The following is a 24,614-nucleotide window of genomic DNA, read 5'->3' as shown; positions in this document are numbered from 1 at the left end:
ATGGCTCACCCCACTTGGGTTAATTCAAAACGGGCAGACGTTCCATCTGCCAAATCGATTCTTTTCACATCTATTGCTTCTCCATAATGCGCCACGCAGCCTAAAATAAGTCCTTCAGCCAAATCAGCGAACGGCCGTGAGGAGTTGTATGTCATAATCAAAGTACCCGGTATAGAAGTGTCATATTGAAACGTTGGAAGCTCCGCTCCAGGATAAAGCTTGCGCACTTCAACATGGATATAGCTGTCGACCTTTTGCAAAAACTCAAATACGGTGCTATTCTCCACCATAAAGTCAGGATGCATATCTAGCAGCTGGCCAAATAAATATTCGCCAAATGTTCGAATGAGGTCAGGCACAGGGATCTGGGTTCGAGCGTTAAGCTCCACGATCAATTTAATCATCTCATGGTGGTCATATGTGCCAACCGTTGTATAGCTTCCTCCTGAAGGCAGCTCTGCAGCTTCAATAATTTCATCTACCAACTTCAGGGAAAACTTGTTTTCTACCATTTCCAAAAAAGATGTGAACACCATTCCTTTCACAACTGAACACCCTCTCGTTCTCTCTCATCTTCACTGCTGCTTTCTATTACACGCAAAAAGGCCTCTACGACCTTAGGATCAAAATGAACTCCGCTCTGAAGCTTAATTTCAGCAATGGCTTCCTCTTGTGTCCATGCCCGTTTGTACGGTCGCTCATGCGTCAGGGCATCATAGAAGTCAGCGATCGCTACGATTCTACCGGCAAGTGGAATATCTTCTCCGCTAAGTCCATTCGGATAACCTGTCCCATTCCATTTCTCATGATGAGACAGCGCGATGCTTTTGGCTAATTGCAGAACCGGGAACTGGCTTCCCTCCAAAATGCTGGCGCCAATTTCCGTATGCAGCTTCATCTTTTCGAATTCCTCCGGCAAGAACCTTCCCGGCTTCAGCAGGATGCTGTCTGAGATTCCGATTTTTCCGATATCATGCAAAGGTGCTGCTCGTCTAATAAGAGCTGCTTCTTCTGCCGACAACCCTAAATCAGTTGCAAGTCTTCCAGCCATATCACCCACTCGCTGCGTATGCTGCCCCGTCTCATCATCACGATATTCCGCGGTACGCCCCAGTACGTTCAATATTTCATTTTTTGCCCGTTCGATTTCTTTGGTGCGTTCGCGAACCCGCTGCTCCAAATTGTAGTTTTGCTCTTGAAGCTTCAGATGGTAATATCTTGTTTTCAAAAAGTTTTGAATACGAAGGACAACTTCCATCCTATCAAAAGGTTTTGTAATAAAATCGTTGGCACCTTCATGCAGCACCCGCGTTCTGGCCTCGGGTGTCACATCCGCTGTTAAGACAAGTACTGGTAAATATTCGCCTTCTTGCTTCCATTTTCTTAAATGCTGCAGCGCCGATAATCCATCCATAACAGGCATATGTAAATCTAACAAAATAATATCGGGTTGATTGGCCCGGTATAACGTCTCTAGCTGCGTTGCATCTGTGGTCGTGAACAAATTCGTATAACCTGCTCGTGACAATATACGCTCTAGGAGACTGATATTATATTCCTGATCGTCTACAATCAGAAACTTTGCGGATTTCATCCATAGCTCATCCATAATTTATCCTCATTTGTTCTTTAATTATTAGATAATCTTTCCATACTTGCTATCATTATAGAACATCATTCGACATTAATCGAGAGAGTTCTTGCTAAGCTTTTGATTTCAAAAATAGGATAAGGAAGGGAATTTCTCATATTTTGTCGAAATGTAATCATTGCCATAATGAACCGAGTAGGAGTTGGTTAGCAAATGAATCATGCTCATGGAACATACGATATTGTATTGGTCATCTTTTCATATCTTGTAGCGGTCGTTGCCTCTTATACGGTGCTTGATTTGGTCGGACGAATAAGTACTACGCATAATAGAAAACGATGGTTATGGCTCCTATTTGGCGCTTGCGCTATGGGTATGGGCATATGGTCGATGCATTTTGTTGGAATGCTCGCCTTTTCGCTGCCCGTTCCCATTGCATATCATATGCCAACCGTTGTTCTGTCGGTTATTGTAGCTATAGTAGCGTCTTTTTTGGCCCTTCATATCGTCGGTAGAAACCAGCTTTCACTGCCTCAATTGCTGAGCGGGGGAATATTGCTGGCAAGCGGTATAGTAACGATGCATTACATCGGCATGGAAGCAATGATGATTGAGATCACCTACGATCCTATTTATTTCTCGTTATCTATTATTATTGCTGTTGTGGCCTCAGTTGCGGCCTTGTGGCTTTCATTTTATTTTCGTAAAGGCAGTGAGAACAAGCGCGGACATATGTGGAAGAAGCTGGGTAGTGGATTGTTAATGGGCGCTGCAGTCGTTGGCATGCATTATATCGGCATGATGGCTGCGCATTTTGATATAGACAATATCCATTTACACAGTGCGGAATCTGGGATGATTCTGAATCAACAATGGCTCGCTTATATCATTTCCGGAGGAACGCTATTTACATTAGGCATGTCCCTTATCGGTATCTATATTTCCAATAAATTCTCTGTTAAAGACTCTGAAATACAAGATAAGTCGGATGAGATTCTAAAAATAAACCATGAATTGCGGCAGCTCAACGAACACTTGGAGCAGATGGTTAAGGAGCGGACAGCGCAGCTCGAGCAGGCCCATGATGAAGCGATTAAAGCCAATCGAATCAAGAGCCAATTTCTTGCCAATATGAGCCATGAGCTTCGGACACCGCTGAACGCCATCATTGGCTATAGTGAGATGCTGATCGAGGAGGCAGAGGAGCTCGGTGAGCAGACGTTTGTAGAGGATTTAGRCAAAATCGGAAAAAGCGGAAGGCATCTGCTCTCCCTTATTAACGATATTTTGGACATTTCAAAAATTGAAGAAGGCAAGATGGAAATCCATGAAGAGATGTTTCAGGTTCATGATTTAATCCAAGATGTCATGACAACCATAAAACCGCTTATTGAAAGTAATGGCAACCAGCTGCAAACTCACTATGTACGGGGTGAAATGATGGCTGATGTTACAAAGCTGCGCCAAATCCTATTAAATTTGCTTAGCAATGCTAGCAAATTCACCCATAATGGAGCTATTCAGTTTAACGTCTATGAAGAAGATATGGAAGGAAAACCAGGCTTTAGCTTTCTTATCAAAGATTCCGGCATCGGCATGAGCCCTGAGCAGCTGGACAAATTATTTCAGCCGTTCACTCAAGCTGATGCTTCCACCACTCGCAAATATGGCGGTACTGGGCTTGGACTTGCCATAAGCAGCCGATTCTGTTCCGTAATGGGCGGACATATTTCGGTTGAGAGCGAGCCCGGGGTGGGAAGCATCTTCATTTGCTGGATTCCAATCTCGCGAGCCTAGAATTCGTGAAAGCTCAAATAACGGCTTTAAGTAAAATTCAAATGAAAAAAAGCGCCGGGTTCTCTTTACGAGACTTTTCCGGCGCTTCTTTTTGAATACTTTTCTCGAAATATTACATGAAACTATAAAGACACATTGGCTATTCTTTATTTCTCATTACTTTCGAATACTTTAAGAACAGCGTCTATTGCATAGCTGTTAGCAAGCGGAGACATGCCTAGACTAAACCATTCTTTGCCGCCCATCACGTATACCTGATTGTTCTTAACTGCCTTCATGTTTTTCCATAATGCGCTGTTCAACATATCTTTGTACGATTGTTGAATGACTTCATTGTTCTCGTCGTCCAGCTGTACGATAAGATGGTCAGGATTGTATTCCGGCAATTTCTCAAGCGATATAGAGAGAGACTGCTCCGTCTGAGGAAAGTTCGCAATCGGATTAAGCCCCAGCGTCTTGTGAATAAAGCTTCCGCGATCAATATTTTCACCATACAAGACAACTGATTTTGGCATAATCATCATATACATAACGGTTTCGTCACCAACAAGAGTATCAAGCTTTGCTTTGGCTGCCGCTTCCTGATCAACTAAGTCTTGAATGACTTTATTCGCGACATCCTCCTTGTTAAGTACTTTTCCAATATCCTTCAGTTCATCACGCCAGTCATCACGCTGCGGCAGCAACACCGTTGGTGCAATCTTGGTTAGCTGATCATAGTCTTTATCCGACCACCATGCTGGTGCGATAATAAGATCAGGCTCGGCTGCTAATATCATCTCAAAATCTGGTGTTTCGGCAATGCCCATTTTTTGCACATCTTTGAAGGCTTCTTGCAGGTATGAAGGGAAATCGGCATGATAATTTTGCACCGCGATCGGAGTAACCCCTAATGCTTGTAGAAATTCCGGATAAACAACAGAAAGACCAATGACCTTGCTTGGATTTGACGGAATAGTAATTTCGCCCTTCTCACTTGCTACGACACGAACATTATCCGATGGTGCTTCTGTTTCTGAGTTTTTCACCGTTCCTTTTGTTGACTCATTGTTCCCTGAACAAGCGACCATCACTACCATCAACACCATGGCCAAAACCATGAACGAACCTATTTTCAAATATTTCATTTTTCTATACTCCCCCTGAGTGCTCGATGTTCATCGTTTCTCATTTGACAATGAGAATCACTATCACTTCTAGCAGTATAAAGGAAATACGTCTATACGCCTATCGACGATCTCGCCAACATTTTATGCACGATTACGCCAAAGCTTTAACACTTCGTCCAAGATTAGCTCTTGCGTGAACGCCGTGTACTCTGTCCAAGGGTAGGGTGGAAGATAATCGATGCGATTGTTTCTAATCGGCCGCATCCTCCCCCAAAACGCTGATTGCTTGAGGTCCTGCCAGGCTGCCTGCGACTGAGCATCTTCATCCACGATAAGCAGCAATCTGTCCGCATCTGTCTGCGCAAGCTCCTCTTGTGTCAATTGTTGATTATTAAGATCCCTATTTACCTCCGTTGCAGGCATAATATGAAGATCATCATAAAACACCTCTCCAAGACTCCGATTTGCCAGTACGCTAATATTTTTTTCGGATATTCTCACAATAAGCAGACGTTCAATATACAATACGCTTTTGGTTCGCTCCCGAACTGCTGCCGCCTTTCTTTCATACCGATCCAGCCATACCTCTGCTTCTGCAGTTTTACCTAGCTTTTCTGCGATTAATCGTAAATGCATGCGCCAATCGTGTTCCCACGGCAAGAAATAAGTTGATGTTATTCCATTAAGCGTCTTCTGCATATCCAAGCTCATGAAACCTTCTAGCCCAACGATAAAGTCAGGGCTCATGCTTCTGATCTGTTCTATTTTCACATCATCGTCTTTAGCAAGGGACAACACCGAACTCGTATCATATTTCCTTCGGTAATATTCGACCCATGGATGATCCTCGGGAGCCGCATGAGGAGTAATATTAAGCGCGAGAAGATTACCGATCATATTTGCGTGGAACGCCACGATCTTTTGCCTCGCATATCTCATAAACGCCGCCGGAGGAGTGCCTGTTATTTGCTTAAATTTGCGGCGGAAATAAACCTCATCCTGATAGCCTACATAACTGGATATATCCTTGAGCTGATAATCATGGTGAGGTCTCATCAACTCTTGAGCTTGTCCAATTCGATATCTAGACAAATATTCGATAGCGCTGCAGCCATATCTTTGCTTAAACAGTCTAATAAAATGCCGAGAGCTGACTCCAGCTTCCTTCGCTAACTGCTCAATGGTAAGGTCCTCCCGATAATGCTGCTCGATGTACGTTTTAGCACGTTCCAAATCCGCTTCAGAGTTATTGTCCAGTAAGCGCTGACCATCTCGCAACAGACTATAAACCAGTTCATAAAATTCGATTTGCCCGCGCAGCCGCTGCATATCATTATCGCTTCGCATAGACTTCGCCATCGCTTCACAGAGTGCACTTATGACGATCATCGAGGATACAACAACTTCTCCAGTGATCGGAAACCTCATATTTCGGCCAAGTGGATAGTTATGTTCTTGTTTTGCGGGCAATTGAGGCTGCTCAAATACATCGAAGCGCACAATGTATAGCCCTCGCTCTCCTAAATCCTTCATAGATGCCTCAACCAGCTGGCCAGGCGTGCATACATAGGCACTCCCTGCCCGAAGCTCGTAATACCGACCATCTACAGTAATCCATCCCTTGCCTGATGCTGTGATGACCAGCATATGCGACTCAATGAATTGCATTCGGAGAGACCAATTGCCAGTGAGACTATTGTTTTTTTCGACTGCTCTAAGCTTGAACCACATGCCCTCTAGCTGCTTATAATCACTCYTTTGCTGGTCATCGTACACCGCTCATCACCTGCATCTCGTATTTATCTGCTCTCTATAGTATTGCGAAATAAATAAAGAACGCAACCCTTCTGGAAACACCAGATGCTGCGTTCATTTAATTTTACAGATATTAAAGGAAGAGCAATAGTTCAACCTTTCTAACTTTCCTTCGCTGCTTCTACTTATCCTGTGTCAAAAATTGAACAGCTTCCTTTATTTGAACTTCAATATCATGAGGCGTGTAGCCTAACCAAGTGTCCATACTAATATCGTAAATATGATTATCTTTAACGGCCGTGAGATTTTTCCACAACGAGCTTTGCTTAATTTCGTCCAAACGCTTAGTTGTATCCTCTCCCTCAAGCAAAGTCAGAAACACATAGTCAGCGTCGTAATCCGGAAGCACCTCCAATGAGATCGGAACTGCCCACAAATTCGGGTCTTTCTCTATTTCCTTCTGAACGAGAGCAGGCGGTGTGAGTCCAAGCGCTTTATAAAGCGTAAAGCCCATATTGCGAACGCCATAGACATAAAATTGTTTCGGGTCCACTCTATAAATAGCAAAAGTTTTGCCCTCGCCAATTTTACCGATAATTTCATCTTTTGCTGTTTTCATTTTCTCATTGAAATCCGTTTTCCATGCTGCTGCTTCCTGCTTACGATTCAGAATATCTCCTATAACCTCAACGTGTCCGAATACATCATAATCCATCCATGGAACAACAACCGTTGGAGCTATTTTTGTAAGCTTGTCATAAACGTCTTTCTCAATGTCACCAGCAATAATCAAGTCAGGCTGCAATGACACGACTTTCTCGTAGTTTATTTGATCTGCGCTTCCAACGTCTTCAATACCTTTAAAGTCCGCATCCGTTGTTTCAAGCAAATGGCTTGAAGCTCCGATTGGTTTAAGTCCTACCTTAAGCATATGACTGGCATATTGGAGTGTAACGACTTTTTCCGGGTTGACCGGGATCTTCGTTTCTCCAAAGAAATGTTTATAAACCCGCGTTTCGGTCGTACTTTCATTAGATGCCTTCTCATTCTGTGAAGCCGCGTCGTTCTGCTCAAGGTTTGACGTTGCTTGTGGATTCGTTTCTGCCTTCCCGCATGCCGCTAATGCTAATACAAATAAAAGCATACTCATGCATATGAATACGTATTTCTTCAAGATGATATCCCCCAGTAATGTGTAGTATATTTTCGGACGCAGCTAAGCTTACTTTTCCCCAGTAATGCTAGGCGAAAAGTTCTCACCCGCCTCTTTTATTGATAAAGATTATCATTATTAATTAGAAGCGTCAATGAAATATATTGGGTATATTTTCTCGCAGTTTTATAACCCTATTAACATTTGAGACTCTCTTCCTTTTATGTATACACATGGTCATCTGTACGATATATTGTGGAGAATATTAAATGTCCCGATTGACTGTTATCAAGTGTTATATAGATTAGAAAGCACCACTCGCGAAGGGAGGAGATTTCATCGAAGACCAGACCATTGAGCAATTCATCGTACGGGTGCAAAAAGGCGAATCGAGTTACTATGTCGAGGTCGTACAAAAGTATCAGCAGACCATCTACCGCTACTGCTTGCGGTTACTTGGAAATCAGCAGGATGCTGAAGATGCAGCCCAAGATATTTTTATAAAAGCTTTCGAGTCTATTATGCAATATAAGAACACGGTCAGCTTCTCTTCATGGTTGTACAAAATTGCCTACCATCATTGTTTAAACCTATTGCGTAGGCGAAAATACCAGCTTCGTCTGCTGCTTCGATTGTTTACTCCGGAAGTGAAAGCAGAGAGTCCAGAACAAACGATAGTCAACCGATTATTCAGCCCGCAATTAATGTATGCACTGACTGCGTTATCTCCAGAGGATCGATCTATGCTCATTCTTCGCATTTTTGAAGAACGAACTTTCGAGGAGCTTGGTGAGATTATGGGATGCAAACCGGAGGCTGCCAAAAAAAGAGTAAGCAGAATGAAAGAAAAGGTTAGAAAAAAAATGGCGGAATGGCAGGAGGAGCTAAAATGGGACGAGAACAATCAGACGATCAATATAAAGACTTAAGGCAGCATTCCATACCTGATCCTCAGATCAATACTATTAATTTATCAGATGCTGTAATGAACCATATTTCTGCTTCGCAATCAGGCATAAAGGTCCGAAGCTACAACCCAGCAAAGCGATTTCCGATCTACGCCACGATTCTATTCATTGTGCTTCTAACATCTGCCTCCGTATATGCTGCAAGTGAGCTGATTCAAATTCGTGATCGTGCGGGAGATGTCAAAATTAAATCCATTGTGCTAGAGTCAGAATCGAAAATCGTACCTTATACGCATCAAAATGATTCTCCGCTTCCAACTTATAGAGATCGCGTACTAGAATTAGTTAAACCAGGTCAAATGCTGGCCTACTTCGTTAGAAATGATCGTTCGTCTCTAGCTATACAGTACCTCCACAACACAAATACGAACACTTCTTACAACGATTTTAAGGAGCTTCTCGATCGCACTTCCGCTCCTGTCATTAAGGAGCCAGTTAGCTTGCCAGATGGCTTCACGTTCAAGTACGGCAGCGTTATGCCGCTCACTCCGAATGAACATGACGCTTCCCTGGCTGAAGAATACGCTAGATTGCTTGCGTTGTTCAAACAAAGGGCTGCTGCGGAGCCGGATCAGGATTTATTCGTCGAAGAGGTAAACTGGACAAAAGCAAATATATCGGAGCTCGAATACACGAAAAACGACATGAGCATTCGAATCCAAGCCATGAAAGACATGATTGGCATGGAGGTTGCTCTTTCCGCGGAATATACACAAGAAACAGTCGCTATAAACGGCATAGAAACTATTTTTGCAAGCGGCAGTATACACGGCTTTCAAAGCTATCAAGCGATATGGTATGACGAAGCGCAAAAAACACATTATCAGGTGACAGCATCAGGCAATGTAGACCTGACAGAAGAGCAATTTAAGCTCGTCGTAAAAGGCTTGATCTAGGGCTAGAGACAGGGTCAAATAAAACAAGTTTAATAGCCGTTCACCCTCCAGTATTCACTGGATGGCGAGCGGCTTTTTTTTCTATTCATTCCACTGAATCGTATGTTTAGATCTTGTATAGAAGCATAGTGTAAAATAACCATTGTTGTATGTATATTGCCATTTAAACTGGTCTTTTTGAGCTAAGTTCTATTAAATACTTCATTTTTTGGCGCTATGCACAAATTGGTAGTATATGCGAGCTGCGTCCGGAGCATTTTGCATACTGTTGAAATGGCTGTTTAGTCCCATTCCACATGTTGGAACATGTCGGATAAAATAGAATCAAGTTGAGAATAAAGGGGAAAACGTGCTTGAATCAGAAAATTACACGCAGCAATAACCGTCAAAAAGGCAGCTTTGTATCTTTGAAAAAAACGACTCTCATCATCTACTTGGCAATCATCATTATTCTCATTGGAGTCTGCGGAGTTCTGTACGGCAAATATTTGAGTGTGGTTGATTTCAACCTGCAATCCGCTGTTGCTAATAAGCTAGAGCAATCAAATGAGCAAGCGCTCAATAATGAAACCGCTAACTCGAATTCAAGCAAAAATGAAAATGGCGGGCTTGAAACGATTGTAGACGAGCTAATCCCCGCAGGATCTGTAGACGATGAAGAAAAACAAGAACCAACTGAAGAAAAGCAGGATACCAATACGGGTTCCAAACCTGTTGAGACTAATAATCCAAATCCACCGGTCAAAGAGACCGTTAAAACACCTGACACTTCTAAGCCCGCTGTGACAGAAAAGCCTGACAAGGTGGAAAAACCTGTACAAGAACCGAAGGACAGCGACAAGACAACAGGCTCCTCCAATGAGACGATAAAGCTTCCAACTACCTATATCGTTCAAAAAGGCGACACCTTAAGCTCAATATCCGAGAAATTTTATCAATCGAAAGACCACTATGCACTGCTTGCAGAGCATAACCATATTTTGTTTATTAATGATATGAAAGCTGGAGATAAGCTAACTATTCCGGCATTATCCTCTGGCACTGGATCAACAGGCGGCAGCTCGCAAGGGTCAAAGGATTATTCCAAAATCACCCTGCCAGCAACCTATTTGGTACAGGCTGGCGATACCCTCTCCAGCATATCCAAAATGTTTTATAAATCCGCGGAATATGTAAGTTACATTGCGCAGGAAAACAAAATTGACAAAAACGCCGGATTGAAAGCAGGCAGCAATCTCATCATTCCTTCTCTTAAAAATTACAAGAAAGAGGAAGATGATAACTCATGGGGTGTATCTCCAGGTTTTGAGACAGTAGATCATACCGTAAAAAACGGTGAGACGCTTTACAGCATTTCCAAAACCTATTATGGCTCTAACAAATACGCAATGTTTATTGCCGACTTCAATCAAATCGTAGATATTGATAATGTAAAAGCCGGCACGGTATTGAAAATCCCTAAATGATTAGCTAAAAGAAAAACGACGCCCTCTTTCGCGAGAGGCGTCGTTTTTTTTGTCTATTTCTTCCTTCCATATTGCTTGGCATAAGATGTAATGCGTCGATACATGCTTTTGTCCTTTAAATGCTTCAGCGGATAAAACTGCGGTCTCGTATTTACCTCTAGAATCCAAGCATTTCCGGTTTTGTCCAAGGCGACGTCGAGGCCCAGCTCGCGAAATCTACTTCCATGTCTATCAAATATACGTCCAACTGATCTGCCAAGCCTCTTCAGTTCTGCTTCCTTTCTTTTTACTCTAGCATAACTGAACCCTGCTTGAGAAAGTGTATTCTGGAAATATCCGATCTGGCCGCCTTGGTGATAGTTTGTTGTAACTTTCCCCCGCTTGCCTATTTTCGTGAAGAGCGCACTGCTCTTCCATATGCCGTTGTTTGTCTTTTGTACCATGACCCGTATGTCGAAAGAGTTGCCATTCACAGTGGCAAGATGAATGCCTTTTTGCAGCAAATAAGAACGTTTCCTCGCATGCTTTTTCAATTTTACATATAGGATGTCGAGCGTGGAGCAGTGATTTTTTTCGGAGTTGTGTTGGATCTGATAACCATTTCCCTGCTTCTTTATCCGTATAATATTAAAGCCGCCTGAACCAGTGGTCGGCTTGAAATAGACAGTGGGATATTGAGAAAGGATCATACTAAGATTCCTTCGGTTAAAGCGCAGCGTCTTAGGAACGTACGCTCTTACATCTGCATTCTTAAGCAGCCATTTCGTTTTTGTCCACTTGCTCTTTATCGTGGTACTCTTGTAGTTCATAATGTACATTCCCTCCTTATCCCTAACATATGAGGAGGTATGATTGTCTGATCGTGCTCTTGTCTAGTCGGTGGTATTATCTATGCAGCTCACTTTAATGGAAGCATGATTCCATAATTTAATATGATCGTTCAGCTTCATCGCAGTGCGAAGAAAAGCGAAGAAAATCTATCCGTTCTAACTTGATCAAGCACTGTAAAAAATGCGATACATGTGTTTAAAGGATGAGGCTTGTATGGCATATCATGCGGCTGATACTCATAATCCTATAGTAAACAACTAAGAATCAGCGCACATCCATCAGGCTATTCAACAAAAAAGTTAGGAAACCCCATTAAGGAGGTTATTTCTGATGAAGGCACTTAACGTAATTAGTCTTATTCTGATCATCCTAGGCGGCTTAAATTGGTTATCCGTGGGCTTATTCAATTATGACGTCGTCAGTGAGGTTTTTGGGGGAACAGAAGAAGTTGGATCACGAATTGTATATATCGTCGTCGGTGTCGCTGCGCTTTACGCTCTATCCCTTTTTGGAAAGGTAACAAGCGAGGACTAACAAACAACGGCAGTAACTACAGGCCACGCCTGGCTAAGCCAGGCGTGGCCTGTAGTTGTTTACTATACTCTTGTGACGATGTATGAGAAACTTGCATCTCCTTGTTAAAAAATCATTCTGCAAGCAAAAGCATCGTCATTCTTATCTCACTCGAAACGTTCTCGGCCCGTACCTGCGGACAAGCACTGGCGCAGCAGCGAAGTAAATCAGCGTCAAAGCAGCTATACTCACCGTAAATGGCACTATCGGAATTCGCAAAAAGATACATGCCCCGCTAGCTGCTGATATCCCCATATTCACTATATAATATAGCGGGTTTTTCACATTCAGCTCTGTAGAATACGGTTGAAAAATATAATACATAAACAAATGATGTATGGTGAAAAACACGGAAAGCGAAATAACACAGATCCAAAGCATAAGCAGTTCGCTGTTTAGCCACTCCCCGCCCGCTGCAGCGATAATCGCTGTGAGTGACACCCCAAAAGCGGCGGCAATACTCAGGTTCAAGCCCATCATTTTTTTTAGCCGAATGAGGAAATGACTAAATGCTGAGCCGCGATAGAAGCTATAACGCATTAGGCTAAGATCACAGTTGTAGAACATAGCCTTGCAAATGTTTTCTCCAACGGACATGTAATACATAATCAGAACTAAGAACGGAAATATCATTCCCACAGTCCATTTTAGACTCTGCAGCTGCTCTCGGAATAGGAAGGTAAGCAGAACACCCACCACACCGAAAGCACCAACGATAACTAATCGTTTGTTAACCGGGCTGCTGATCAGGCTGCGATGCCGGAGAAAAAATATAGCGTTCAAATACGCATAACCTTTTTTGCCGTCTAACTTGCCTTGCTCATTTACGTCTATGATATAATCGCTATCCTTTGATTTGACGCTTTTCTTCTGTGACTCTGTCACCATACGACCCAGATCGAGCAGAGGGTCATCCCTTTTAGTTGCCGCATCAACCACTCCACTAAAACCGGTATAACGAGCCAGTTGAAAGACAGCAAACAAGCCTACAGCTATAATGATAATACTAACCGGAAGACTCAGAAGAAACGTACCCGTAAACGGAACCTTGCCGAGCAGCAATGGCAAATACGCGCCGGCATAACCAATTAATATGATCATCCATACGAGAGCAGTCTGTTTAATCAGTACAATGCCCGTTTTCTCAAAAAGCTTGAGATGTGCATACTCCGCAAGAACTCGCCACATTGTGACCATAATGGTTAGCAAAACCGCTTGCAATATGGAGACTCCCGCGAGTGATCCAAACAAAAGCATGGCTGGCAGCAGATATAGCAAAAAGGTTGTATAACGATAGGCAAGTGACGCCTGCATATATCTTTTTCCAGACAACCTCATCAGCTTCACCGCTACGTACTTCTCTCGCTTTGGTTCAAGCACAGTCGCGCTGCTGATCGCTGCCACTACAAAGCTGATGATTGCAAAAATATGTACAAATTGCTGGTGCTTTTCTTCCTCAGACAATCCCACAACGAATTCCGCTATAGGCAAGTAGATAAGTATCCCCAAATACGCGAATCGAAGCATGAATCCCCACAGCTGGGTAATGATGAGCGCTATAATAGAAACGGCCTTCTTGAGCCCCAAATTGGCGTAGAAGCTATTGTGCACCAGCTTGCCGAGCAGCGGCAGCTTCTGAATATAATAAATGAGCATGTTTGCCGTAATGGAGGTTCGAATGGCGAGCAGCGTGTTAAGCGTTCTCAGCATGGGCTTCATCCTTCAGCAGGTTAATGACGGATTGCTCAAATTCCGCGCTATGCAGCAGCTCTGACGGTACGGCAGACAACTTCCCTTTGTTCAAAACAACCAGCTCATCGCATAGATCTGAAGCTAATTGCAATATATGCGTAGAGAAAATCAGAATGTGATCACTCTTCATCTCCCTCAGCATGTTCTTCATCTCCAGAGCAACAATAACATCGAAGGAGGTAAGCGGCTCATCGAGCAGTATAATTGGCGGTTTCGTTATGAGAAATAGCAGCATTTGCAGCTTGTTCTTCATGCCGTGTGAGTAACCTTTGATCAGCAGATGGCGATCCTCCATTGTCATGCTCATCATGTCAAAATAATAATCAATGCTCTTATCCATTTGCAGCTTGCCTTTGTTAATATCCATAAAAAACTTCACGAACTCATAGCCCGTAAGAAACTCGGGAAGAATCGGCAGCGAGTACACATATCCGACATCCTGCTCGCTTAGCTTCCTCGTGTGGCCATCCACTTCCAACAACACTTGCCCGCCATCCATGTCCTTCTCTCCGCTCAGACAGTCGAATAGCGTCGTCTTACCTGCACCGTTTCGACCGAGCAGACCATATATTTTTCCTTTCTCAAAAGTAAATCCGGCTCCTTGGAGCACTTGTTTATCCTCAAATCGCTTGACGATATCATCAATAATCAGACGCAATTACAGCTCCTCCATTCATCCCACTTTTTTCATCTCCTATTGTGTACGATAATGAGAACGAAAGGTCTCGAATTGTAAGGCTGCTGAACGAAAATTATATGTAAATACATGGACTTACTTGCAGGGAGTAAGCACAAAAAGAGCAGCCAGCCCCCTTCGACGGGAGAGCCGACTGCTCCTCATTGCAAAATATATAAGCAGCTGATAATGATTGGTACCTGAACACCGCTAGGCAGCCCTTCCGCAAACCGATTGGCTCAGATGCATACATTATCGTCCATTCGCTACTTGCTGATTTTTTCCTTCATTTCGCCAAGCTTCTCCTGCGCAGTACCTTTCAGCTTATCCAACTTGCCTTCCGCCTGCAGCTTCTTGTTATCTGTTGCTTTGCCGTAGCTATCCTTCATTTCGCCTTTGCTTTGGTTCGCAATACCCTTCACTTTATCTTTCAGTCCGTTTGTATTCATCTTCATCATCTCCTAGATAATTGTATGCTTCTTATTACCTCCAAGGGGTGATTTTGAAACAGGGCTATATTGGAAGCCGGTAGTTTTACGGATGAATTACCCTTTATTTAGTCTATTAAATACTCGAAATAAAGCTCGTTTACAATGTCATTTTTGATATCGATATAGAGATTAGTGGTGTGCGTGTACCGATAGTCGAGTGTAAATAAGCGCAGAAGTGCACCTGTTTTTAACAAACGAGATGAAAATGATTCGAATAGGTGTATAAATGCATCTATTTGAGCAAAATTGAAAATTATTTAGTTAAATAAGTGCATTTATGCTCTTAGATTCAGCTATTGCTGACTGATGTGCACATTTAGCTAACCTGCTTTGCAGTGTTAAATTTATTTGACAGTGTCTTGGCAAGTTTTTTCATAAAGCGTAGTTGCTTATTTTCAACTGAAAACCTTTAATATATAGACCCCGTTTATCTAAACAATAATATTACACACGATAATCGTAGGAATGCATATTCAGCAAGCTGTGTAACTGATTTATGCTAGTACTATAAGTTTGTTTGCAATATCGTTTGATCGTGCAACATTATCCGCCTATTTTGTAAACCAATATTAAATAAATATTGGTTTTATTGCATTGCCGTCTAGAATCGTGATGGCTTCACACATTTAAGGAGGTGATTAAGAAAGAATGTAATGATGTGCAAAATTGAAAGCGCATTAATTCGAGGTTAAAACATCTGACTAGGAGGTTTTTTATGTTATCATTGAACGAATTGGTAAAAAGAAATCCATTCGTCATCATGTCTTTGGCATTTGTTTTATTGCTGTCGCAGCTTACGCTGTACCCCTCCGTATCTTCAGCCGCCGGAGGCCCTAATCTTGCTCTGGGCAAAGTTGTATCAGCCAGCGGCTATGCCGATGTGTATGTAGCGAGCAATGTTAATGACAATAATCAGGGCACCTATTGGGAGAGCGTAAATAATGCATTCCCACAATGGCTCCAAATCGATCTTGGTGCGAATACGAGCATCGATCAAGTTAAACTAAAGCTGCCTGCGGGCTGGGAAACACGTTCACAATCCTTAGCTGTACAAGGCAGCACAAACGGCACAACGTTCTCTAATATTGTTGGTTCTGCATCCTACACATTCAATCCAGCAGTGAGCAGCAACACCGTAACAATCAACTTTACAGCAACCAGCACCCGTTATGTTCGCTTAAACTTTACGGCTAACACGGGTTGGCAAGCCGGACAAATTTCTGAATTCGAAATTTACGGTTCCACAGTAACGCCAACACCTACTCCTACTCCTATACCAACAGCTACTCCAACCCCTACACCTGTGCCTACACAAACGCCAACACCAACTCCTACACCTACGATTACACCTACACCTACAATTACACCGACGCCTACAATTACACCAACGCCACCTGCTGGCGGCAACTTAGCTCTAGGTAAATCAATCACTTCCAGTTCTACCGTCCACACATTCGTAGCAACGAACGGCAACGACGGCAATACGGCTACATACTGGGAAGGCGGCAGCAATCCTAGCCAATTAACCGTCGATCTCGGTTCCAATCACAACATCACATCTGTTGTTGTGAAGCTAAACCCGTCTAGCGAATGGGGTACGCGAACCCAAACGATTCAAGTGTTAGGCAACACCCAGAACTCTTCCACATTCAGCAGCTTGGTTTCCGCGGCATCTTACACGTTTAACCCCGCTAACGGCAACTCGGTAACGATTCCGGTAACCGCTACGGTCAAACAGGTCCAATTGAACATAACGAACAACTCCGGCGCTCCTGCTGGCCAAGTAGCCGAATTTGAAATCTATGGCGCTCCAGCTCCAAATCCGGATCTTACGATTACAGGAATAACTTGGACGCCTACAGCTCCGGTAGAGACGAATGCGATTACCCTTAACGCAACCGTTAAAAATATCGGCACTGCAAACGCCCCTGCGACTACAGTCAATTTTTATCTCGGCAACGAGCTAGCAGGATCTGCTCCAGTAGCCGCATTGACGGCTGGCGCTTCAGCTACCGTATCGCTGAATGCCGGAGCAAAAAATGCTGGAACCTACGCCGTTAGCGCCAAGGTCGACGAGAGCAATGCGATTATTGAGCAGAACGAGACTAACAACAGCTATAGCAGCCCGGCTGCATTAACCGTAGCTGCCGTGTCCAGCTCTGATCTAATCGCAACCGCCTCTTGGAATCCAAGCAATCCAAGTGCAGGCAATACAGTAACCTTTACCGTAAATCTTAAAAACCAAGGAAACATTGCTTCCGCCGGTGGTGCTCATGCCATAACACTAGTTCTTAAAAATGCTGCTGGTGCAACCATTCAAACCTTAAATAGTTCCTATAATGGCTCATTAGCTGTAGACCAATCCGTCAATGTCAGCCTGGGGACTTGGACCGCTGTCAATGGCAGCTACACAGTAACTTCCACTGTTGCAGCTGACACAAACGAAGTACTCATTAAGCAAGCAAACAACTCAAATACAACAAGCCTTTATTCCGGCCGCGGCGCTAATATGCCGTTTACCATTATTGAAGCAGAGTCCTCTTCCAATACAACGAACGGAACAAAATTAGCTCCGAACTTCAAGCCAGGCGATTATGCGGGTGAAGCTTCTGGACGCTCCGCCGTGCATCTTGATGCAACAGGCGAATATGTAGAGTTTACGCTGACTTCTTCGGCCAACGCTTTTGTCCTTCGCAACGCAGTTGCAGAAAATACGACCGGAACGATTAGTATTTATGCTAACGGTGTGAGTAAAGGCAAATTCACGGTAACCTCCAAGTTCTCTTATGTCTATGCAACACCAAGTACGCTTGGCCGCCTGGGTTACGACAATGCGCCTGGGGCAGGATTAACTGCTTACTGGCTGTATGAAGATTCCCAGTTGCTGCTTGACCAAGTGTATCCAGCAGGAACGAAGATCAAAATTCAAAAGGATGCTGGTGACGTTTCAGCAATCTATGTTGACATGATTGAAACCGAAAATGTCGCTCCTCCAGCAGCTAACCCCGACACGACTAAATATATTTCGGTTTCCTCTTCCAAATCCATAGAGCAGGCGCTTAATGAATTTAGACAGGATTCCACGAAAAAGGGGATTTACATCCCTGCAGGCGAATGGGTGATCAACAGTAAAATATTCCTTTATGGACGTGCAACCGAAATCATTGGTGCTGGACCATGGCATACCAAATTGGTTGCGCCACAGAACCAATCCAATACGGATGTAGGTTTTAATATTGGTTCTACCGCTAACGGTTCAACGATTAAAGACCTGTCTGCATGGGGCAACTATGTATACAGAACTGATGGTCCTGGTAAATTCATCGATGGCAACGGCATGCAGAATGTAACGGTTCAGAACGTCTGGGTTGAGCACTTCATCTGCTTGTATTGGGGCGTGAATTCCTCCAACAACACGTTCAAAGACAATCGTATCAAAAACACATTCGCGGATGGAATTAATATGACCAACGGCTCATCCTATAACGTGATTGACAACAACTACTCAAGAGGCGCCGGTGACGATGCCTTCGCCTTATTCAGCGCAGTTGATGCAGGCGGTTCCTACAATGTAGGCAACAAATACACGAATCTTACGGCAACCTGTGTAAGACGTGCAGCAGCTTTTGCCGTATACGGCGGCTCGGATAACCTATATCAAAACCTCTATGGTGCAGACACGTTGACTTATCCAGGCATTACCATCAGCAGCTTAAGCTTTGGTTACAACACATTAGGATTTGGCGATAAGGATACTATAATTGATGGCGTAACATTAGACCGTACGGGTGGAGATTTTTGGACCAGCGTCGGCGCTGATGACAAAATCAATGAATATCAAAACTTTGGCGCTATCTGGTTCTTCGGAGGAGACAGAACCTTCAAAAACATTCTCGTAAAAAATGTGGACATTAATAATCCCGTGTACTTTGGTCTAATGTTCCAGACAAAATCGCCAGAGAATCTTGCTATGCAAAACGTTCGCGTAGAGAACGTTAACATCAACAACCCTTCCCGCTACGGCATCAAGCTCGTTGTCAGAGGAGAACAAGGCCAAGGGCCAGCTGTCGGCGGAGCAAGCTTTACGAATGTGAAAGTGAATAATCCAGGTGTCGCAGCCATTTATGGTGAAAGCGGCAGCCCGAACTTTACAGTGACAAGAGTATCCGGAAACAACTGGTAATCTAGCGCAATGCAGAAGAAAACAGCGTACTCGGGTAACTGAGTACGCTGTTTTCTTCTAGCTCCAAACAATTTATAGGTAATAGTATCAGTTTAAAATCCCAAGTTAAGGCGACGTATCATACGGTCTCTTTTCTATTCTTATTAATTCTTCTTGTGAAAGTACACGCCTTTATTCCTTAATTGCTTTGTTGCAGCTTTTCCAGATGAACATCCAAGTTTTCAAACGTTTGCGTTATACCTGGAATCATTCCCATATCGATTACCGTTTGCAAAGCTTCTGGCGATGCATATTTCGCGGTGTTAACTAGCTTCGTCTTGCCATCTTGCTCAATAAAATCGAGTGTAACCATCATTTGCGGCATATTTTCCGCAACATTGCCTTCCGCATCCGAGAAACAATCTCTATAGACGATCTGCTCCGGTGCTGTAATCTCCTGATAGAATGCTTTACCCCACGATTCCATACCGTAGAAATCGCCTTGGTTCTTATCTTCACACTTCATGCAATAATGCCAAGTTCCACCTGGACGGAAGTCGACGTTGCATACAGGTAAAGTCCAGCCTTTTGGTCCCCACCAATGTTTTAAATGCTCTGCCTCCGAAAAAGCTTTAAATACAAGCTCGCGCGGTGCTTGAAACACACGCTCCAATATAAGTGTGCTGCCTTCTACTTTCGAAACCAATTGATTAGTTAGGTTAGGGTTAGTCATAATAAACATCCTCCTCAAATTTGTTTATATCATTAATCCGTTTATGTCTTATTGCTAATCTTATTTATCTGTTTCCTTGTTTTGCAGCTCCAGTAAATAATCGTCTAGCCGATCGTAGCGTTCCTCCCACATACGTCGGTATGATTCAAGCCAAGCGTCTAATTCCTTAAACGGATCAGGACGCAGCTTGTAAATACGACGGTTAGCAATCGCCTGCACCTCAACAATACCGGCCTCGCTAAGGACGCGCAAATGCTTGGAAGCTTGGGGCTGACGTAGGCCAAGCCTTTCAGCAATCTCCCCAACCGTTAGAGGACTCGCTCGCAATAGGTCAACAATCTGCAGGCGGTTAGGCTCAGCCAAGGCACTCATAACGTTAGCATTCATAAGAAAAACATCCATTCACTTGATTTAATTAATTCATCCTTCTTCTAAAGCAAACATTTAAAGCAAACATTGCTTTATCGAATCCTTTAAGCCCTCCCTCCTTGTATTTCCTTTTGTTGAATTAAATATACCACAACGGGAATATTCCTGTAAAGGAATATTCAAAATATTTTTAAAGCTTGCTTATGTTCCATGAAATCAACCGAGCAGCGGATTTAAGAACCATCGATATCATCGATGTTCTTATTCATCCTACATCGCCTCATCTAATTCTGATTAAAGAAGAATAAATCAAATCGCTGTTTTCACTCGCAGCTATCAGTTAAAATACTATACTTTCCGATATAACATTAGGAAGTTTTTAACAATATAAAAAAACGGTATTTAATTGGATTCGGAAGGATGAATTTTATGTTTAAGTTTAAGCGTATAGTTACATGTCTGATCATCGTATCTTCATTATTTTGGGTAACAGCAACAGCAAATTTGAATGCTCAGGATCAAAAAGATGACGAAAAATACGATTTTCTCATTATCAAGCCCTATGGAATGAAAGGACACTGGGCTGAGCGTCTGTTTCAATGGGCTATGGCACAAAATATTATAAATGGATACCCTGACAGCAGCTTAAAGCCTGACGAGCCAATAAGTGAAGCAGAGTTTTTAAAAGCTCTTTATAGAGCCTTGGGTATGGCTTTGCCATCCGCAAGTTCCCCTGAGGGTAATGATGATTGGACAGACGGTCCCTATCGCCTGGCAGAGAGCTTTAATCATCCTACATCCGGCGCTTCGAACCATAAGCTGCGAATGGAGCCACTCTCGAAGTCGCGAGCTTCAGAAATCATTTGTGCCGTGCAAGGGGTTCATTATGAAGGCGAAGACGCCGTTGTTTACCTCATTGGAAACGGTATGGCTAACAGTGATGCTATAACGCCAGAGCAATTCAATGGACAGGACTCTTTTTCACGAGCAGAAGCCATTCAGTGGATCAGGCAGCTCACCTTTAAAGGAGTATTGGATCTATTAACAAGGCCAACCGCTCCATCGGATCGCACACTTCTACCGTCTTTACCATCTGCAGCCGTCCAGCGTATTCCAGATTTCAGCGCTGAACCTGTCACGGGAAATGACTTCAATTTATTTGGAAATAGTCCTTTTACTGAGGTGAAGATAGGAGATTCAAAAGAAACAATAGAGGATCTATACGAGGTTTCGGATGAAAAGGATGTCTTTAATAATAACATTTACCCTTTATTCTCAGCACACTACAACAAAGATGGGCTGATTGATTCTTGGAAAATAGATGAAGACACTATTGAGCCTACCAATACAAATCCGTCATTACGTACATATAAGGGGATTGTCCTCGGAGAAAGCACAATGTTCGATGTCCTTCGCCTATATGGAACTTTTGGTTTTTATGGAGACCAATCAGCTACCTATTTCTACGAGAAGACCAGCGACGGAAATTACCGCGACATTTCCATTCATGATAAGCTTAACAACCCTGATAATATGTATTCAATATCATTCATATTCGATAAGGAGAGCCATGCTGTTGTCTATGTCTCGACTTCTTGGTTCCCCTATTCTTATTTTGGATGGGAAGATGTTTAATGTTATACAAGAAACCCAGTACCGATGCGGTACTGGGTTTCTTGTATAGGTATAACATTCGTTCCAGAACCCTACACGAAGAGCACTTTTTATAAAAAACTTCCTTCTTATAGGCCACATTTCTGTTACCGAAACCATAAATCATAAATGATTCCTTTTTCAATCCCAGCTAACCCTTACGCTCTAACAGGTGCCACCTTATATGCGGCTCTACCGTCTGAATCTTGCTCCCCCTCATGAGGGGACACACCCCAGCCGAATGAAAGGACGGAAGCGAGGCGCTCTGCTTCAGCTTCTGACAAGCGGGCGATGACCGCTTCGTTCTCCGGCTCCAGAATAAGCTCTGCTTCTTGCTTCAGTGCGACAAGTATCCAGCTGTGAATGCCGCGTATCGTGTTGTACTTGATTTGATAGCCGTTTGTTACAGCTTGTACGAAAGTATCTTGCTCCTCATTCGCCAATGCAGTTAAAGCGGTGTATTCGAAATGGAACTTGCTTTCATCTGTCGGCAAATTGCCAGCCTGCACTTTGCTAATCAGTTCATCATTTGGCCAGCCGTTAGCCTTCAGTGATTCCAGCATCAAGGCATCCCATTGTGAAAGCTTCGTTTCGGGCTTGAGTGTGTCAGCCATTCGTTATCTCTCCTTTATGCTCGCATGTGAGCAGTCCTATGTGAAAGAGACTGCCCCGGTCATCATGGATAACCGGAGGCAGTCTCTTGCCAATATTAAAAGTTACTTGCTTGCTTTGTAGGCGTTTAGGAATTCTTTCGCTTTCGCCGGATCAGCTTTCAGCTCCATGCCTGTATTCACAAGCGGGCTAAGCGTGGAAACGGCTTTGAACTTGTTGCCATTGTAGAATGCCAAGATTTCATCCTGGTTGATGGAGTATAGAACTGCTTTCCGCAGATCTGCGCTTTCTGCAACTGGACGATTTTTTGTATTGAACAGCAAGTAAGAAACAGCATTGCTTTGTACGGTTTGAAGCGCCAGCTTGCTGTCGCCCTTCACAACGTCAAATTTCGTCTCGGATACGCCGTAGTAGATGTGAATCTCACCACTGCGAAGCGCGGACAAGCTGCTGTCTGCGTCTTTGATAAAGCGGATTTTAATATTAGCGATATTCGGCTCATTTTCTGTACCCTTCATATACGCAGGGTTTTTGTAGAAAATTGCTTCGTAATCATTTTTGGAGGACAGGATGTAAGGACCGCTTGTAAACAATGTGTTGTTATACGCGCTGCCTTCTGTTACCGTATTTTGGTCGCCGTAAGGAATATCTTTGTTCACATCGAATTTAGCTACATCGTACGTGTTGATGCTCTCTACTTGTTTCTTGGACACGATACCTGCCGATTGGTGAGCCAAGTAGTTCAGTACTTGTGGGAAAGGCTCAGTCGTCGTAAGCTTAACGACTTGGTATTTACCCTCTTTGTTGTTCGCTTGCTTCTTATCCGATACGAGAGCGGAAATTTTTGAACCAAGACCTTTTTCAAGAGCTGCTTTTACTGTGTCGCTGCCACCGGAAACTTTAACAGCATCTAGTGCTGCAGCATCCGTTACAAGCTCCACGTTATTGATATGCTCGTGAAGAGTAAACGTACGGTGGTCAGGTACAGAGTTTTTGTCTTTCGCGCGGTTCAGCGAGAAGATTACATCGTCAGCACCAACGCGTTCGCCAGTATCTACTGCGAGCTTGTTTTTGATTTGAGCAAAATTGATATCGTCTCTTAGGATAAAGTAATAATCGGAATTGCCATCAGCAATCGCATGATTCAACGATAGGGAACCTTCGGAAGTGATTTTATCATCATCTGTTAGATTCACTAGACGCACATACATATTCGTATTAATAATGTTGATGGAGCCGTCGTTGCCTTTGATTGGATCAAGCGACGTCAGCGTCGGCATAGTCGATTGAAGTACTAGTGCATCTTTTGCACGCTTTGAAGTGTCTTTAAAATCAACATCTTCCCAAGGAAGGGAACGTGACTTCGAGATGCGTACGGAATCCTTGTTCAGTACGTCTTGATTCAAGGCCTGTGCTTTCAAGGAGTTGTATAGCGGCGCGATATAAGCCTTGTCAAAGACAAGCTGCTGCTCGAATTGCTTGTACGTTTCTGTGTACTCTTCTGGCGTTTGAGCACCAGCCGCATCAATCAATTTATCGATTTCCGGATCAGCAAGGATGCTGTAGTCTCCGCCTGTTTTGAAGAGCGAGCGTACTGCATAGTCGGGGTTACCTGTAACGGTAGTCCAGCTGGACAATGCGATGTCATAGTTGCCAGCGTCCTGCTGTGATTTGAAGCTGCCGTAATCAGCTTGTAGATTCAATTTCACTTTAAAGCCGTTTTTGGTAAGCTGATCACGAACAATGTTAAGGTCAGCCTCGTTTGAGCTCATGCCAAGCAATTCTATATCTACTGGGTTACTGTCAACGACTGCCTCTGTTCCTTGCGTTGGTGCTGGTGATTCCTTCACGTCGTTCTTTGTTGTTAATTTGCATCCGCTGAGCATAATCGAAAGACTGATTAGCAACAATGCGGCGAATTTGCCTTTGTTCTTCATGATAGTAGTCTCCTCCTGTTTTATCTTTATCTTGTATGTTAACTCACATTCAGTTATCGCCCATTCCTGTCTCGTAACGTAGAAGTCGAT

Annotated in this window: 20 protein-coding genes; 7 read left to right on the top strand and 13 right to left on the bottom strand. The window is 43.4% G+C overall.

Annotation, left to right across the window (positions count from 1 at the left end; genetic code table 11):
- Positions 1-5 precede the first annotated feature (5 nt).
- Both AC1DPK_RS10210 and AC1DPK_RS10205 read right to left on the bottom strand, forming a co-directional pair.
- Positions 6-536, bottom strand: coding sequence for a heme NO-binding domain-containing protein (locus AC1DPK_RS10210; protein WP_441878889.1), 531 nt, complete (start codon positions 534-536; stop codon positions 6-8).
- 5 nt (positions 537-541) lie between these two features.
- Positions 542-1,609 carry an HD-GYP domain-containing protein gene (locus tag AC1DPK_RS10205; protein ID WP_441878787.1) on the bottom strand — a complete coding sequence of 356 codons (1,068 nt, stop codon included), beginning with the start codon at positions 1,607-1,609 and terminating at the stop codon, positions 542-544.
- Positions 1,610-1,804: 195 nt separating this feature from the next.
- Between AC1DPK_RS10205 and AC1DPK_RS10200 the strand changes: the two genes are divergently transcribed.
- The gene (locus AC1DPK_RS10200; RefSeq protein WP_477510206.1) at positions 1,805-3,388 is read left to right on the top strand and encodes a sensor histidine kinase; all 1,584 of its coding nucleotides are present in this window, start codon (positions 1,805-1,807) and stop codon (positions 3,386-3,388) included.
- A 146-nt stretch (positions 3,389-3,534) separates the two neighbouring features.
- On the opposite strand, the gene AC1DPK_RS10195 is transcribed toward AC1DPK_RS10200, so the two are convergent.
- The 3 genes from AC1DPK_RS10195 to AC1DPK_RS10185 all read right to left on the bottom strand — a co-directional run bounded on the left by AC1DPK_RS10195 (position 3,535) and on the right by AC1DPK_RS10185 (position 7,426).
- On the bottom strand, positions 3,535-4,515 hold the full coding sequence (locus tag AC1DPK_RS10195; protein ID WP_441878791.1) for an ABC transporter substrate-binding protein: 981 nt from the start codon (positions 4,513-4,515) through the stop codon (positions 3,535-3,537).
- 123 nt (positions 4,516-4,638) lie between these two features.
- Positions 4,639-6,273: a helix-turn-helix domain-containing protein gene (locus AC1DPK_RS10190; protein WP_477510205.1), complete on the bottom strand. Its 1,635-nt coding sequence runs from the start codon at positions 6,271-6,273 to the stop codon at positions 4,639-4,641.
- 160 nt (positions 6,274-6,433) lie between these two features.
- Complete coding sequence (locus AC1DPK_RS10185; protein ID WP_441878795.1) at positions 6,434-7,426, bottom strand: ABC transporter substrate-binding protein; 993 nt, start codon at positions 7,424-7,426, stop codon at positions 6,434-6,436.
- A 353-nt stretch (positions 7,427-7,779) separates the two neighbouring features.
- Between AC1DPK_RS10185 and AC1DPK_RS10180 the strand changes: the two genes are divergently transcribed.
- The 3 genes from AC1DPK_RS10180 (at position 7,780) to AC1DPK_RS10170 (ending at position 10,735) form a co-directional block, all read left to right on the top strand.
- A complete protein-coding gene (locus AC1DPK_RS10180) occupies positions 7,780-8,334 on the top strand; it encodes an RNA polymerase sigma factor (protein ID WP_441878797.1) in 555 nt (184 codons plus the stop codon).
- Positions 8,295-9,269 (top strand): hypothetical protein, encoded by a 975-nt coding sequence (locus AC1DPK_RS10175; RefSeq protein ID WP_441878799.1) that lies wholly within the window; start codon positions 8,295-8,297, stop codon positions 9,267-9,269. The genes AC1DPK_RS10180 and AC1DPK_RS10175 overlap by 40 nt, the downstream gene beginning before the upstream one ends.
- A gap of 353 nt (positions 9,270-9,622) precedes the next feature.
- A complete protein-coding gene (locus tag AC1DPK_RS10170; protein WP_441878801.1) occupies positions 9,623-10,735 on the top strand; it encodes a LysM peptidoglycan-binding domain-containing protein in 1,113 nt (370 codons plus the stop codon).
- Positions 10,736-10,788: 53 nt separating this feature from the next.
- Here the strand turns inward: AC1DPK_RS10170 and AC1DPK_RS10165 are convergent, their stop codons facing one another.
- Positions 10,789-11,544 (bottom strand): YheC/YheD family protein, encoded by a 756-nt coding sequence (locus AC1DPK_RS10165; protein WP_477510204.1) that lies wholly within the window; start codon positions 11,542-11,544, stop codon positions 10,789-10,791.
- 352 nt (positions 11,545-11,896) lie between these two features.
- Here AC1DPK_RS10165 and AC1DPK_RS10160 point away from each other — a divergent pair, with 352 nt between their 5' ends.
- Entirely contained in the window at positions 11,897-12,100 is a 204-nt protein-coding gene (locus AC1DPK_RS10160; protein ID WP_339206614.1) for a DUF378 domain-containing protein, read from the top strand.
- 141 nt (positions 12,101-12,241) lie between these two features.
- Here AC1DPK_RS10160 and AC1DPK_RS10155 read toward each other — a convergent pair whose 3' ends face one another.
- From AC1DPK_RS10155 to AC1DPK_RS10145, 3 genes are all read right to left on the bottom strand, one after another.
- Positions 12,242-13,849 (bottom strand): hypothetical protein, encoded by a 1,608-nt coding sequence (locus AC1DPK_RS10155; protein ID WP_477510203.1) that lies wholly within the window; start codon positions 13,847-13,849, stop codon positions 12,242-12,244.
- The gene (locus AC1DPK_RS10150) at positions 13,833-14,549 is read right to left on the bottom strand and encodes an ABC transporter ATP-binding protein (protein ID WP_441878807.1); all 717 of its coding nucleotides are present in this window, start codon (positions 14,547-14,549) and stop codon (positions 13,833-13,835) included. The genes AC1DPK_RS10155 and AC1DPK_RS10150 overlap by 17 nt, the downstream gene beginning before the upstream one ends.
- Positions 14,550-14,833: 284 nt before the next feature.
- The gene (locus tag AC1DPK_RS10145; protein ID WP_477510202.1) at positions 14,834-15,022 is read right to left on the bottom strand and encodes a CsbD family protein; all 189 of its coding nucleotides are present in this window, start codon (positions 15,020-15,022) and stop codon (positions 14,834-14,836) included.
- 751 nt (positions 15,023-15,773) lie between these two features.
- Here AC1DPK_RS10145 and AC1DPK_RS10140 point away from each other — a divergent pair.
- Complete coding sequence (locus tag AC1DPK_RS10140) at positions 15,774-19,241, top strand: galactose-binding domain-containing protein (RefSeq protein WP_477510201.1); 3,468 nt, start codon at positions 15,774-15,776, stop codon at positions 19,239-19,241.
- Between the two features lie 178 nt (positions 19,242-19,419).
- Here the strand turns inward: AC1DPK_RS10140 and AC1DPK_RS10135 are convergent, their stop codons facing one another.
- Together AC1DPK_RS10135 and AC1DPK_RS10130 are read right to left on the bottom strand one after the other, a co-directional pair.
- Entirely contained in the window at positions 19,420-19,953 is a 534-nt protein-coding gene (locus AC1DPK_RS10135; protein ID WP_477510200.1) for an SRPBCC domain-containing protein, read from the bottom strand.
- Positions 19,954-20,013: 60 nt separating this feature from the next.
- A complete protein-coding gene (locus AC1DPK_RS10130; protein ID WP_144376785.1) occupies positions 20,014-20,340 on the bottom strand; it encodes an ArsR/SmtB family transcription factor in 327 nt (108 codons plus the stop codon).
- A gap of 411 nt (positions 20,341-20,751) precedes the next feature.
- Here AC1DPK_RS10130 and AC1DPK_RS10125 point away from each other — a divergent pair, with 411 nt between their 5' ends.
- Positions 20,752-21,957: an S-layer homology domain-containing protein gene (locus AC1DPK_RS10125; protein WP_477510199.1), complete on the top strand. Its 1,206-nt coding sequence runs from the start codon at positions 20,752-20,754 to the stop codon at positions 21,955-21,957.
- A gap of 176 nt (positions 21,958-22,133) precedes the next feature.
- Here the strand turns inward: AC1DPK_RS10125 and AC1DPK_RS10120 are convergent, their stop codons facing one another.
- Both AC1DPK_RS10120 and AC1DPK_RS10115 read right to left on the bottom strand, forming a co-directional pair.
- On the bottom strand, positions 22,134-22,589 hold the full coding sequence (locus AC1DPK_RS10120; RefSeq protein WP_477510198.1) for a hypothetical protein: 456 nt from the start codon (positions 22,587-22,589) through the stop codon (positions 22,134-22,136).
- Positions 22,590-22,691: 102 nt separating this feature from the next.
- A complete protein-coding gene (locus AC1DPK_RS10115; RefSeq protein WP_076268688.1) occupies positions 22,692-24,524 on the bottom strand; it encodes an ABC transporter substrate-binding protein in 1,833 nt (610 codons plus the stop codon).
- Positions 24,525-24,614 lie beyond the last annotated feature (90 nt).

This window comes from Paenibacillus sp. 01T424, from assembly GCF_056398745.1.
Note: the sequence above shows the minus strand (reverse complement) of the source record. Positions and strands in the feature narration are given on the sequence as shown.